The organism is Pseudomonas sp. AK181 (assembly GCF_051122975.1).
In the GTDB taxonomy this organism is placed as follows: domain Bacteria; phylum Pseudomonadota; class Gammaproteobacteria; order Pseudomonadales; family Pseudomonadaceae; genus Aquipseudomonas; species Aquipseudomonas lactis.
In genome coordinates this window covers 3800385-3812891 of record NZ_CP146348.1, presented here as the reverse complement: position 1 = coordinate 3812891, position 12507 = coordinate 3800385, and the positions used below count along the sequence as shown (strand labels likewise).

General features: G+C 63.2%; 13 protein-coding genes. 9 read left to right on the top strand and 4 right to left on the bottom strand.

Annotated elements, in window-relative coordinates; genetic code table 11:
• Positions 1 to 68: 68 nt before the first annotated feature.
• On the top strand, positions 69 to 1394 hold the full coding sequence (locus V8689_RS17255; protein WP_056787947.1) for an MFS transporter: 1326 nt from the start codon (positions 69 to 71) through the stop codon (positions 1392 to 1394).
• 109 nt (positions 1395 to 1503) lie between these two features.
• Positions 1504 to 2208: a YebC/PmpR family DNA-binding transcriptional regulator gene (locus V8689_RS17250; protein WP_044274673.1), complete on the top strand. Its 705-nt coding sequence runs from the start codon at positions 1504 to 1506 to the stop codon at positions 2206 to 2208.
• A 133-nt stretch (positions 2209 to 2341) separates the two neighbouring features.
• Here V8689_RS17250 and V8689_RS17245 read toward each other — a convergent pair whose 3' ends face one another.
• Both V8689_RS17245 and zapE read right to left on the bottom strand, forming a co-directional pair.
• Positions 2342 to 3631: a protein kinase gene (locus V8689_RS17245; RefSeq protein ID WP_056787944.1), complete on the bottom strand. Its 1290-nt coding sequence runs from the start codon at positions 3629 to 3631 to the stop codon at positions 2342 to 2344.
• A 37-nt stretch (positions 3632 to 3668) separates the two neighbouring features.
• The gene (gene zapE / locus V8689_RS17240) at positions 3669 to 4763 is read right to left on the bottom strand and encodes a cell division protein ZapE (RefSeq protein WP_056787942.1); all 1095 of its coding nucleotides are present in this window, start codon (positions 4761 to 4763) and stop codon (positions 3669 to 3671) included.
• Between the two features lie 181 nt (positions 4764 to 4944).
• On the opposite strand from zapE, the gene V8689_RS17235 reads away from it, so the two are divergent.
• The 7 genes from V8689_RS17235 (at position 4945) to V8689_RS17205 (ending at position 11270) form a co-directional block, all read left to right on the top strand.
• Positions 4945 to 5445 carry a Csu type fimbrial protein gene (locus tag V8689_RS17235; protein ID WP_434520732.1) on the top strand — a complete coding sequence of 167 codons (501 nt, stop codon included), beginning with the start codon at positions 4945 to 4947 and terminating at the stop codon, positions 5443 to 5445.
• A complete protein-coding gene (locus V8689_RS17230) occupies positions 5439 to 5984 on the top strand; it encodes a spore coat protein U domain-containing protein (RefSeq protein ID WP_044274670.1) in 546 nt (181 codons plus the stop codon). The genes V8689_RS17235 and V8689_RS17230 overlap by 7 nt, the downstream gene beginning before the upstream one ends.
• 18 nt (positions 5985 to 6002) lie before the next feature.
• Positions 6003 to 6545: a Csu type fimbrial protein gene (locus tag V8689_RS17225; RefSeq protein WP_056788066.1), complete on the top strand. Its 543-nt coding sequence runs from the start codon at positions 6003 to 6005 to the stop codon at positions 6543 to 6545.
• Between the two features lie 2 nt (positions 6546 to 6547).
• The gene (locus V8689_RS17220) at positions 6548 to 7036 is read left to right on the top strand and encodes a Csu type fimbrial protein (protein WP_056787937.1); all 489 of its coding nucleotides are present in this window, start codon (positions 6548 to 6550) and stop codon (positions 7034 to 7036) included.
• A gap of 26 nt (positions 7037 to 7062) precedes the next feature.
• Positions 7063 to 7851, top strand: coding sequence for a fimbrial biogenesis chaperone (locus tag V8689_RS17215; RefSeq protein WP_056787933.1), 789 nt, complete (start codon positions 7063 to 7065; stop codon positions 7849 to 7851).
• A 72-nt stretch (positions 7852 to 7923) separates the two neighbouring features.
• A complete protein-coding gene (locus V8689_RS17210) occupies positions 7924 to 10272 on the top strand; it encodes a fimbria/pilus outer membrane usher protein (protein WP_056788065.1) in 2349 nt (782 codons plus the stop codon).
• A gap of 77 nt (positions 10273 to 10349) precedes the next feature.
• On the top strand, positions 10350 to 11270 hold the full coding sequence (locus V8689_RS17205) for a Csu type fimbrial protein (protein WP_056788062.1): 921 nt from the start codon (positions 10350 to 10352) through the stop codon (positions 11268 to 11270).
• Here the strand turns inward: V8689_RS17205 and V8689_RS17200 are convergent.
• The gene (locus tag V8689_RS17200; protein ID WP_056787932.1) at positions 11267 to 12004 is read right to left on the bottom strand and encodes an anti-sigma factor family protein; all 738 of its coding nucleotides are present in this window, start codon (positions 12002 to 12004) and stop codon (positions 11267 to 11269) included. The genes V8689_RS17205 and V8689_RS17200 overlap by 4 nt on opposite strands.
• Positions 12001 to 12507, bottom strand: a complete 507-nt coding sequence (locus V8689_RS17195; protein WP_056787930.1) for a sigma-70 family RNA polymerase sigma factor — start codon at positions 12505 to 12507, stop codon at positions 12001 to 12003. Before V8689_RS17195 ends, V8689_RS17200 begins: the two co-directional genes overlap by 4 nt.

The following is a 12507-nucleotide window of genomic DNA, read 5'->3' as shown; positions in this document are numbered from 1 at the left end:
AACCATAAGAACAACAGGCGTTTTCTTTCGATTCTGCCGGCACACTCACACCTGAGGTCAGAACCACCATGAATATCCCTATGGGTAGCATCAAGCGTTGGCGCGTGCAGATTTTTGCCATCACCTGGCTGGCGTACGCCGCTTTCTATTTCACCCGCAAAGCCTTTTCGGTGGCAAAGCTGGGGATTGGCGACGACCCGAGTTTCCCCCTCGACAAAATGACGATGGCCAACCTGGATGGCCTCTACCTCGCCGCGTATGCCGTGGGCCAGTTCACCTGGGGCATGCTCGCCGACCGCTTCGGGCCACGGGTGGTGGTGCTCGGTGGCTTGCTGATTTCTGCGGCTGCGGCGCTGGTGATGGGCACCTTTGCCACCTTGCCGATCTTTGTCACCTGCATGTTGGTACAGGGCTTGGCGCAGTCCACCGGCTGGTCGGGGTTGTGCAAGAACCTCGGCAGTTTCTTCCCGGCCCAGCAGCGGGGACGAGTGCTGGGGTTGTGGAGTTCGTGTTATGCGTTTGGCGGGTTGGTCGCATCACCGTTTGCCGGTTGGTGGGCTTACACGCTGATCGGCAGTTGGCATGCGGCGTTTATTTCCAGTGCCGCGGTGGTCGCGGTGGTGGCCGTGCTGTTCTTTATGTTTCAGCGCAATACCCCACAGGATGTGGGCTTGCCGGCAGTGGAGCCCGAGCCGGTGTTGAGCGCCGAGCAACTGGCCGCCGAGCAGCGCATCAGCGTACTCGAACCCCTGCGCGCGATCCTGCGCAACCGTACGGTGTTGACCCTGGGGCTGGCGTACTTCCTGCTCAAGCCGGCGCGCTATGCGATTCTGTTGTGGGGGCCGGTAATCGTCTACGAGCAGATGCCATCGGTGGGCAAGGTCGGCGCTGCCATCGTGCCCACCGCGTTTGAGTTGGCCGGGTTACTGGGGCCGGTGTTGATTGGCCTGGCCTCCGACAAGCTGTTCGGCGCCCGGCGCATGCCTGCCTGTGTGCTGAGCTTGCTGGCGCTGACGGTTGCCCTGGCGTTGTTCATGGGCGCGCTGCATACCGGCAGTGTGGTGCTGGTGATGGCCCTGCTGTTTGTGATGGGCCTGACGCTGTATGGGCCCGACTCGATGATCAGCAGCACCGCGGCCATCGACTTCGGCACCGCCAAGGCTGGCGCTACCGCAGCGGGCTTTGTCAACGGCTGCGGTTCGGTGGGGGCGATCCTGGGCGGTTTGCTGCCAGGCTATTTCGATACCGTTACGGTATTTATCGTATTTGCCGGCGCGGCGCTGTTTTCTTCGCTGGTGCTGATGCCCTACTGGAATGCCAGGCCCGCCGTACTGGCCCAGGCCGGGGATTTTGTGCCGGACCGCAATGCGGTGATCAAACCCTTGCGCACCTGAGTACCCTGGCCGGTTTTTTGGTGGAACGAAGCGTTCTCGCGCTATAAACTCTGCCCCCAAAGCGCCGGCCAGTAGACGTTTGGGCGCGATGGAAATAAGAGAGTGAGTCATGGGCGCACAGTGGAAAGTCAAACATAAAGAAGCGGCAGCCAATGCCAAGGGTAAGATTTTCGGCAAGCTGGTGAAAGAAATCACCATCGCCGCCCGCAACGGCGCCGATACCTCCACCAACGCGCACCTGCGCCTGGTGGTGGAACAGGCCAAAAAGGCCTCGATGCCCAAGGAAACTCTGGACCGCGCGATCAAGAAGGGCGCCGGTCTGCTTGGTGAAACCGTGCAATACCACCGCGTGACCTACGAAGGTTTCGCGCCGCACCAGGTGCCTCTGATCGTCGAGTGCGTGACCGACAACATCAACCGCACCGTGGCGGAAATCCGCGTGGCCTTCCGCAAGGGCCAGCTGGGCGCGTCCGGTTCAGTGGCGTGGGATTTCAACCATGTCGGCCTGATCGAAGCATCGCCGGACACCCCGGACGCCGATCCGGAAATGGCCGCCATCGAAGCAGGCGCCCAGGACTTTGAAGAGGGTGAAGAAGGCGCCACCTTGTTCATCACCGAAACCACCGACCTGGATGCCGTGCAGAAGGCCTTGCCGGAGCAGGGTTTTACCGTGTTGTCGGCCAAGCTGGGTTATATCTCCAAGAACCCGGTCAGTGGTTTGACCGATGAGCAGATGGCAGAAGTCGAGGCGTTCCTGGAAGGCCTGGACAACCATGATGATGTGCAGGATATGTTTGTCGGCCTGGCGGGCTGATGTTTATCTAAGTACATGCTGTCAAATTGCCTTGTAGGAGCGAGCTTGCTCGCGAAAAACTCACCGGCGCTGCGTTTATTCAGGACGCACGCGTTATCGTTGACGTTTTTCGCGAGCAAGCTCGCTCCTACAGTTAGATAGCGTGCAGCAAGGCTTCGATCTCTTCGAAGCCCGGCCGCGCCAACACATCCGGCTGGCAGCAGCGTTGTTGCAGTGCCTGCAAGCGTTCGTCACTGGCTTCAACCCGCTCCAACAACTCCCCCAGCAACACCCCGAACGCGCGCACTTCAATACGCTGCAGCGCACGGGTTTCCAGCGTGTCCGCCGTGGCATGGAAGGACGCCGCGCCAAAGTCTCCCAGCAAGCAATCACCCGCTGCGTTCAACAAAATATTGTGGCCATACAGGTCGCCATGGGTAATGCCTTGGCGATGCAGGTGCGCCGCCACCGAAGCGATGCCCCGTGCCATGCGCAGTGCCACGTCCAGGCTGAAACGGGTGGTGGGGGCGTAGATGTCGCGCGTGCACGACGCCAGGCTCGGCAGGGCTGCGAGGTTGCGGTAACTCGGGTCGATCAGGTCCATCACCAGGGCGGCCTGGTTGTCGGGGTGGCCGATGACGCGTCCTTCAACCTTGATCAGGTTGGGGTGCAGCCCGGCGGCGATGCAGGCTTGCATTTCATGCAGCGGTGAGCCGTCGCTGGTGATGGTGCCCTTGTACAGCTTGACCGCAACCGGCAACGCCCGGGGTTTCCACAGCGCTTTTCGAATAACCCCCGAGGCGCCTTCGCCCAGCACTTCGCCCATTTCCAGTTCCTGCCAGGCGATGTTTGGCGTCGTCTCATCACTGCTTACCTGCACGGCCATTTCCACCGGGTTGCCGGCGTAGGCCAGCCAGGTCAGGCTCGGCAGGGTCAGCAGCCATTGCGGCAGCTGGGTGAGGCGGTTGGAGGCGATGCGGATCAACTCCAGGTTTTGGCACTGGGCCAGGCTTGGCGGCAGGTCGGTCAACTGGTTACCGGCCAGCATCAACTTTTGCAGCAACGGGCGTTCGCCCAGTTCATCGGGCAACTGGCTGATGCAGTTATCGGTGAGGATCAGCCAGCGCAACTGAGGGGGTAGGGCGGCGGCGGGCACCTGGCGGATCTGGTTGGCCTTGAAGCCGATCATGCTCAGTTGGGCGCACTGGCCCAGGCATTGCGGCAGTTCGGTAAAGGCGTTGTCCGAACAGAACAGCACGCGCAGGTGCGTCAGGCGGTGCAGGTCGTCGGGCAGGCTGCTCAGGGCGTTGCCGGTGAGGTTGAGGATTTCCAGCGAGTCGGCCAGATCGAAAATTTCCCGGGGGAACTCGGTCAGCCCGCAGGCCAGGTCCAGGCGCGTCGCGCCGGCCAATTGGCCAGCCTTGAGTTGGGCGAGGGTATTCATGCAGGGCGCGGTGCTCGGAAGAGGGCGTAAAAGGCGCTCATGATAGCGGCTCGGGCGCGGTTTGCGGGCACAGCGTATGCAATTGGCGCAGGCGACTGGCGGTGCGGGCGAGGTCGATGGCCTGGCCTTCCAGGCATTTATCCAGGGGCTGGTGGCCGATCAGTGTCAGTTGCTTGTCCTGGTCGTAGAGCACGTCTACCAGGTTGATAAAGCGCTGCTGCACGGCGATGGGGCATTCGGCCAGCGGCAGCAGGCCGTCGATGATCCAGTGGTCGAAGTCCTGGCACAACAACAGGTAGTCCATGACCGCCGTGAGTTGTTCGCACAGGTCGTTGAAGGTGAACGCGATGGTCCGTGCCTGATAGCCTCGGCACTTTAATTGCCGAGTGCCGACCTTCAGGGTTTGCGCCGGGCAATCTGTGGCAGGCAGGCCCAGGCTTTCACGCTGGCCAGCCGTACCTGGCCAGACGTACTGGCCGCCCGTGAAGCGCTGTTGCGCGTGGGCCTGGGGCAGGCTGCGAAAGTCCTGGGGCGCACTGACTTCCAGCACCTCCATGCGCGCGGCGATCAGCTCGATCACCGGTTTGAAGCGTTCGTGGTACAGCGGGTTGGGCAGCAAGCCTTCGGGCGGGTAGTTGGAAGTCACCAGTACCAGCACGCCGCGCTGGAACAGGGCTTTGAACAAGCGGCTGATGAGCATCGCATCGCCGATATCGTGCACATGGAATTCATCGAAACACAGCACGCGGCAGCCGGCCAGCAGCTCGTCCAGCGTGACGCCCAGGGCATCGTCATGCCCGCGGTGCAGGAACATGCCCTGGTGCAGCCGGGCGAAGAAGGTGTGGAAATGCACGCGCTGCTTCTGGGCGATGGGCAGTGCCTGGAAAAATCCGTCCAGCAGCCAGCTTTTGCCACGCCCCACCGGGCCATGCAGGTACAGGCTGCGCGTGGCCTGGCCGTTGAGCAGGTGCTGGGCCTCGCGATTCAGGGCGGTAATCGCCCGGATTTGCCCATCACTGAGGGTATAGCCCTGTTGTTCGGCCTTTTGTTGAAAATACGCGGCGATAGGCGAGGCGTCCGAGGCGTCGGTTTTTTTACCCAGCAGGCGCTGGAGCAGGGCAAGCACGGCCAAGAATAAACACTCTGTATTACGGTGGTCGCTCACTGTAAGACGCTCGATACCATTTGACCAATAGCGAAAGGCCCCAAGCCTTGCAAACTGGCACTTTCGGGTTAACTGGCTAACCTCATACACAGTTGTCACCCCTGTATAAGGAATTGGGGCTGTGAAGGGACCGGCGGTATTGGCAGTCATGGGCACGATGCTCTGCAACACGGCTTTTGCTGCGCAACTCCAAGTAGAGGTGCGCATCGACGTGCAGCGGGGTTGCCAGTTGGTGGGCACCACCCGCAGTGCGGGCATCGAGCAACTTGGCGTATTGGATTTCGGCAGCGGCCCGCGTCTGGATGACCCGGCCGGCCCCCTGAGTGCGGCCCTGATCAGCCAACGCCAGCCGCGCCTGGAATGTAACCCCGACACGCCTTACCAGGTGCGCGTTGACGGCGGCCTGCATGGCGGCGTCGGCGAAGTGCGTTATCTCGCCACTGCGGCGCCCTCCAGCCGGCCCATCCCCTATCGAATCTATGCCGACGCCGCGCGGCTGATCCCCTTGCCGGTGGACGTGCCGATCAGCGGCCGCGTACCGGACACCGGCTCTGTGGAGCTGCCGCTGTATGGGCGCATCGAACCACTCAAAAGCATTCCCGCCGTCGGCCGTTATTCCGACCTGCTCAAGGTCACGGTCACATGGTAAGCCGCTACCTGGCCGTAACGGCCCTGGGCGGCCTGCTGTTGCTGGCAGATGACGCGCAGGCGGCGGTGGTCAACGGCCAGGTCCACGCGCGGTTGGTGATCACCGCCAGTTGCGAAGTGAGCAAGGGCGTGGAAACCGCGCCGGTCACGCCCGAAGGCGGCACCGCGTTGTTGGACTTTGGCAGCCAGGGCCCGACCTGGAACGAGACCTTGGACGCGGCGATTTCCGATGGGGACAAGGCGCCGCTGTCGGTGTCCTGCAACCCCTCGGTGGTCAGCAGTTTCACGGTGACCATCGACGGCGGCGCCAACGGCGACGGCACCACGCGACGCCTGAGCAATGGCCGCCAGACCATTCCCTATCGACTCTCGGCCGACCCCCAGGGGCGCAGTGCCTACAGCATCGGCCAGCAACGCAATTTCGTCGTGACCCAGGGCACCCAGGTACCAATCCCGGTATTCGGCTCCGTGGTGGCGAATACCAGGGCCCTACCGGCCGGCATCTACACAGACACCCTGACGGTGACTCTGGATTGGTAAACCATGAGGATGGATATCATGCATGTACTTGTATCGCGAATCGGCCTCTGCGCCCTCGGCTTGGGGCTGGCGTCCAGCCTGAACGCGGCGACCACGGTGACCGGGCAGATCAGCTCCAGCCTGACCTTGATCGCCAGTTGTCAGGTCAACGGCTCCGGCGCGGCCACCGGGCTGAATTTCGGTAGCTTGAACTTCGGTACCACCAACAGCCTGTTTGCCAATGCCGACGCCCAGTTGCTCGGCGGCACCGGTACCGGCGGGGCGTTGTCGATCCTGTGTTCGGCTGGCACCGCACCAACGATCAAGGTGCGTGCCGGCGCCCACGATGGCGCTTCCCCCGGTGGCACCCGAGCGTTGGCCGATGGCGTGGGTAACTTCGTGCCCTACGATTTTTACACCGACAGTGGGCGTTCCGCGCTGTTGGCGATTGACGGCGTGGTGACACTTGCCACCAGTACCGGCGTGGCGCAGACCGTCAACCTTTACGGCCGGGCGGTGGGCAAGGCGGGGCTGCCAGCGGGCACCTACACCGACACGGTGGCCGTGGAACTGACGTTCTAACGATGTGGCCCAGAGTGTTGCTCGCCATCGGCCTGGTGATGCCGTTGCCGCTGTCGGCGGTGGTCAACCAGAGCTTCCAGGTGAGCGCGACCATCACGCCAGGCTGCCTGATCGTGGGCGGCGGCGCCAACTACGGCACCTTGGCCTACGGCAGCTATTCGGCCCTGGCCACCAGCACGGTGACGGCGGCCCTCACGGGTGGCGTAACCCTGCAATGCACGCCGGGCGTGGCCCTGAGCATGAGCGTGGATGGCGGCCTGCACAGCAGCACCGGGCGCAACTTGCAGCTCAACAGTGGCAGCGCGCGAGTGGCTTACCAATTGTTTCGCGATGCGGCGTTCAGCCAGAGCCTGGGCATCAGCCAGAGCGTCAGCGTGACCTACAGCGATGCGAGCAACATCAGCCTACCCATTTACGGGCGGGTGGTTTTACCGGGCAATCAGCCTGGGGGGACGTACAGCGACACGCTGCAGGTGCAGCTGACGTGGTAGGGCTAACGGTTTTAAGGAGGGGTGTTATGGGGTGTGCTTTGCGACGGTTATGGACTGCGGGTTTCGCCTTGGGGGCGTTGTGCTCCGCCGGTTTTGTACAGGCGGCCAGTTCGGTGCTGATCTGGCCCATCGACCCAGTGCTGGAGGCCGACCAACAGGCCAGCGCGCTGTGGCTGGAGAACCGTGGCACCGAGACCGCCAACCTGCAGATTCGCGTGTTTGCCTGGAGCCAGAATGGCTTTGACGAGCAGTACCAGAACCAGCGCGATGTGATCGGCAGCCCGCCGGTGGCCAAGATCGAGCCGGGCCAGAAGCAACTGGTGCGCCTGACCCGCACCCGGGAAGTGCCGCCGGGGCAGGAGTTGGCCTATCGCATCATCATTGATGAAATCCCCTCGGCGCTGCAGGTGCCCACGCCACCGGAGGGCAAGAACACGGCGGCGGCGATTCGCTTCCAGATGCGCTATTCGGTGCCGCTTTTTGCCTATGGCGCCGGCTTGTGGAGCAAGGACGACGCTACCCGCCAGCGCGACCCCAAGGGCGCGGGCAAGCCGCAGTTGAGCTGGCAGAAGGTAAACGTGGCAGGGCGCAACTACATCGAGGTGCGCAACCAGGGCGCCGTGCATGCGCGGCTCACCGATGCGTCATTCAAACAGGGCGGGCAGACGCGGCCGTTGGTGGACGGTTTGCTCGGCTATGTGCTGCCGGGCGCGAGCATGCGTTGGCCGGTGCCGGACGCCGTATCGGCCGACCAGCCGTTGCAGGTGCGCGTCAACGGTGCGCCGCAACTGGAGAGCCTGGCGCCCAAGCGCTAATCGTTAAGCAGCTGGACGGGCACGCGCCCGGGTTTTAACAGGATGGAGATGTCCATTGAAGGACACAACGCCATGGTGAGTCGTGGTTGGGCTCGGGTTTTATGGCCGTCGGTGGCAGTGGCAAGCGGGCTGTGGGGCGCAGCGATGGCGGGCGACTTGCCGCCGCCGCCCGGCAGCATGGAGGCCGTTGCCGATGCACAGCTGTTTCTGGAACTGGTGGTCAACCAGATGGACACCGGCCGCGTCATCGCGGTGGAGCAACGCGCCGGCCAGCTGTTTGTGCCGGCCAGTGCGTTGCAGGACGTGGGCATGAAACTGCCCGGTGAGCCGGTCGGCAGCGTGGCCCTGGACCACGTGCCGGGCCTGCACAGCGACTACGACAGCAACGGCCAGCGCCTGCTGCTGGATGTGCCGCCCTCGTGGTTGCAGGAACAATTCATCGGCAACCGCAATACCTATCCGCGCACCCAGGCCATGAGCAGCTTTGGCGCCTTGCTCAACTATGACGTGTATTTCAATGACACCGACGACGGCGGCAGTTACCTCGCGGCCTGGAACGAAGTGCGGCTGTTCGACACCTGGGGCACCTTGTCCACCACCGGGCAACTGCGCCAGACCCTCTCCGATGGAGTCAGCGGCGGCACCCTCAACAATGGTTATCGGCGTTACGACACCACCTGGCGTTTTTCCGATGATGAACGCCTGCTGACCTACGAGGCTGGCGACGTGATCAGCGGCGCGCTGCCCTGGAGTAGCTCGGTGCGCCTGGGCGGGGTGCAACTGTCGCGGGATTTTGCCGTGCGCCCCGACCTGGTTACATACCCTTTGCCGCAGTTTGCCGGTGAGGCGGCGGTGCCGTCGTCGGTAGACCTGTTTATCAACGGCTACAAGTCCGACACCGCGCAACTGCAACCCGGCCCCTACACCTTGACCAACATCCCGTTCATCAACGGTGCCGGCGAGGCCGTGGTGGTCACCACCGATGCCCTGGGCCGCCAGGTGTCGACCACGGTACCGTTCTACGTCACCAGCACCTTGCTGCAACAAGGCTTGACGGATTTTTCGCTGGCCGCCGGTACCTTGCGCCGTGACTACACCCTGCGGGATTTCGGCTACGGCCCAGGCGTGGCCAGTGGCACGTTCCGTTATGGCTATTCCGATAACCTCACCCTGGAAAGCCACGCCGAAGCCTCCAGCGACCTGACCCTCGGCGGGCTCGGCGGCAACCTGCGCCTGGGCAACTTCGGCGTACTCAATACCGCCCTCAGCCAGAGCCAGTTCGACAGCCGCACGGGCCAGCAACTGAGCCTCGGTTACCAGTACAACAGCACGCGCTACAGCTTCATGTATCAACGGGTGGAGCGCCGCGACGACTACGCCGACCTGACCCTGGTCGATACTCCATACGCCAGCCTCAGCAAGCGCAGCGAGCAGGTGACCCTGAGCCTCAATCTCCAACGTTTCGGCAGCCTGGGCCTGGGCTATTTCGACGTGCAGGCCGCGGACGACTCGCGCACACGCCTGCTCAACCTGAGTTGGAGCAAACCGCTGTGGCGCAACACCAGCTTTTATCTGTCGGCCAACCGCGAAATCGGCGACAGCAACTGGGCCATGCAGGCGCAACTGGTCATCCCGTTCGACCTCAACGGCAGCCTGGCCTTGAGCACCGAGCGCAGCAAGGACGGCGCCAGTCGCCAGCGCATCAACTACAGCCGAGCGGTGCCCAGCGAAGGCGGGGTGGGCTACAACCTCGGCTATGCCCAGGGCGATGCCCCCAGCTATCGGCAAGCCGACCTGACCTGGCGCTTGCAGTCGGTGCAGTTGCAGGCCGGCGTGTACGGCAGCAGCGAGGCCATGACGCGCTGGGCCGATGCCAGCGGCTCGCTGGTATGGATGGGCGGCGAAACCTTTGCCGCCAACCGTATCAATGACGCGTTTGTGGTGGTGAGCACCCAGGGTTTCGCCGGCATTCCGGTGCGTTACGAAAACCAACTGGTGGGCCAGACCGACCGCAACGGCCATTTGCTGGTGCCGTGGAGCAGTGCCTACTACCGCGGTAAATATGAGATCGACCCGTTGAACCTGCCGGCAAATGTGCAGAGCCCCAATGTGGAACAGCGCGTGTCGGTGCGCCGGGGCAGTGGTTACTTGCTGGAATTCCCCCTGCGCCGGGTGCTCGCCGCAAGCATCACCCTGGTGGACCGCCAGCACCAGGAATTGGCGCTGGGCAGCCTGGTAGTGCACGAGCAAAGCAACACTCAAGCGGTAGTCGGCTGGGATGGCCTGGTGTACCTGGAAAACCTCAGCGCCCATAACACCTTGCAGGTCACGCTCGGTGAGGGCCGCCTCTGCCAGGCAACCTTCGATATTGATGAGCAGCAACAGGACGTGCCCTTGATCGGGCCATTAGTGTGCCAATGAAGGATTGAACAGGGAGTGTTCAGGTGAGGGGCAGCGTAGGGTTGTATGGCGTAGGTTTGTTGTTTTGCGGGCAGGCCATGGCGGCGTGCTCGGTGGTGTCCACCGTGCCGGCCAGTTTCGGCTCGATCAGCTCGATGACGGTGCGCACTGCCGCGCAAACCAGCTCTACGACTAATTCGGGGTTGAGTTGCACCTCGGCGCTGATATCGCTGCTGGTGTCCACCGACCACTTTTACGCCACGATCACCTCGCCCCAGACCGGTTTGGTCGGGCCGACCGGTGATGTGATCAGCTACACGATTTATGGCAATAACAGCACCAGCTATCCCATCGCCCGTGGCAGCCAATTCGATTTCGGCGGCGCTGGCGGCATCGCCCAGAGCATTGGCCTGATTGCCGGGCCCGGCGCGAAAACCGTGCCGTTGTACCTGAGCAGCATCACTGGCAGCAACGTCGCCGCCGGGGTGTACACCGAGACATTGAGCATCGCCTGGCAGTGGAATTATTGCTCGGGGATCGGCCTTGGCGGCATTTGCCTGGGGCGTGACATCGGCAGTGGCACGGCGTCCCTGACCGTCAGCATGACCGTGACCAACGACTGCCAGATCACCGCCCCGAATATCAGCTTTGGCAGCGCGCCGGTGGTCAGTGGGTTTACTGCGGTGACCGGGCAGACCATCAATATTGCCTGCACCAAGGGCAGCGCCTATACCGTGGGCTTGAGCGATGGGCAGAACCCGGTGAGTGTCGGCGGCCGGCGGCGCATGATTTCCGGCAGCAACTACCTGGCCTATGACATTTTCCAAAGCGCCGGCACCACGCGTTGGGGCAGTGTCGGCGCGGCGCGGCGGGCCAGTTCCACGGCCGAGGTCAACCCTGGCAACGGCTTGGGCGTCGGCAGCCAGGTGTACAACTACAACGCCAAGGTTTACACCGACCAGCCCACGCCACCGGCTGGCACCTATCTGGACAATGTGGTGCTGGACGTCGGTTTCTAGAATGGCGTCTGCAGCGCGGCGGCCTGATCCACCGGGCTCACCATCGCATAGTTGTAGCCCCCGCCCGACCAGTAGTCGGCCTGCAAGCCATCGGCACTGCGGCTGCCGCGAGGCAGGAAACCGTTGTTCGGGCCCGGCGGGCGGATGTAGAAGCTGATGCGCCGGCCTTGGGCGTCCTGGTACAGCACCATGGCCGCCGCGCCTTGGTCGGTGGTGAGCAGGCGCCCGCTGACCGGCTTGAAACCGGCTTGGCTGAGGTCGGGCAGGCGATGGGCCTGGTTGAAATAACGGTCGAGCCAGGCCTGCATGGTGCTGCGGTCCTCGGCGTTGTAGTCGGCGGGCATGATGCCGTCCTGGGCAAACAGGCGGTAGGCCTGCATGGCGTCGGTCATCGGCAGCAGCGGCGGCTGGGTGGCTTCGCGGGCGTGCCAACCGCCAAACCCGCCGAGGCTCACGGCGATCAGCAACAACGCCGCCGTGGCCAAGTGCCGACGGGATTGTTTCTTGATGCGCTGGCGAATCAGCGCCGGGTCCAATGCCGGGTTGGGCGGCTGTTGCAGGGCGCCGCTCAACGACGCACGCAGCAACTGCGCATCCTGTTGCCAGGCCTGTACCTGAGCGGCCACTTCGGGGTGGCTGGCCAGCCAGGTTTCAAGCACACGGCGATCACTGTCGAGCAATTGGTGATCGACGTAAGCATGTAAATCGCGTTCGCTGGGGGGCAGGCTGATCATTTGAGTCTCCGCAGGGAAGGGCCGGTCATTTCGCCATCGCTGAGTTGACGCAACGCTTGGCGTGCGCGGGACAGGCGTGACATAACGGTGCCGATAGGCACCGCCAGGATCTCGGCCACTTCCTTGTAGCTCAAGCCCTCGACGGACACCCACAGCAACAGGGCGCGCTGTTCGGTGTTCAGTTGGTCGAAGGCTTGCAGGGTGGATTGGGCCAGCACCGTGCGCTCCACAGAAGGTTGCACATCATCGCGACCGGTGAAGAATTCGAGCATGCGCGCATAGCGGCGGTTGCGGCGGTGGGCGTCAAGGAATTGCCGGTAGAGGATCGAGAACAGCCAGGCGCGCAGGTCGCCCTCGATACGTTTATCGGCCCAGGCGACGATCGCGCGCTCCAGGGCCGATTGCACCAGGTCATCGGCGCTGCTGCTGTTGCGCGTCAGGGACACGGCAAAACGCCGCAACCTGGGGATGAGTTCACGTAACTGTTCGTCGAGTTCATGCAT

Excerpts from the sequence above, each read along its gene's own strand:
- V8689_RS17230 (WP_044274670.1), top strand. The coding sequence starts at position 5,439 with ATGGTAAGCCGCTACCTGGCCGTAACGGCCCTGGGCGGCCTGCTGTTG.
- V8689_RS17255 (WP_056787947.1), top strand. The coding sequence starts at position 69 with ATGAATATCCCTATGGGTAGCATCAAGCGTTGGCGCGTGCAGATTTTT.
- V8689_RS17235 (WP_434520732.1), top strand. The coding sequence starts at position 4,945 with ATGGGCACGATGCTCTGCAACACGGCTTTTGCTGCGCAACTCCAAGTA.
- V8689_RS17215 (WP_056787933.1), top strand. The coding sequence starts at position 7,063 with ATGGGGTGTGCTTTGCGACGGTTATGGACTGCGGGTTTCGCCTTGGGG.
- V8689_RS17195 (WP_056787930.1), bottom strand. The coding sequence starts at position 12,507 with ATGCATGAACTCGACGAACAGTTACGTGAACTCATCCCCAGGTTGCGG.
- V8689_RS17245 (WP_056787944.1), bottom strand. The coding sequence starts at position 3,631 with ATGAATACCCTCGCCCAACTCAAGGCTGGCCAATTGGCCGGCGCGACG.
- V8689_RS17250 (WP_044274673.1), top strand. The coding sequence starts at position 1,504 with ATGGGCGCACAGTGGAAAGTCAAACATAAAGAAGCGGCAGCCAATGCC.
- V8689_RS17200 (WP_056787932.1), bottom strand. The coding sequence starts at position 12,004 with ATGATCAGCCTGCCCCCCAGCGAACGCGATTTACATGCTTACGTCGAT.
- V8689_RS17205 (WP_056788062.1), top strand. The coding sequence starts at position 10,350 with ATGGCGGCGTGCTCGGTGGTGTCCACCGTGCCGGCCAGTTTCGGCTCG.
- V8689_RS17220 (WP_056787937.1), top strand. The coding sequence starts at position 6,548 with ATGTGGCCCAGAGTGTTGCTCGCCATCGGCCTGGTGATGCCGTTGCCG.
- V8689_RS17225 (WP_056788066.1), top strand. The coding sequence starts at position 6,003 with ATGCATGTACTTGTATCGCGAATCGGCCTCTGCGCCCTCGGCTTGGGG.
- V8689_RS17210 (WP_056788065.1), top strand. The coding sequence starts at position 7,924 with ATGGTGAGTCGTGGTTGGGCTCGGGTTTTATGGCCGTCGGTGGCAGTG.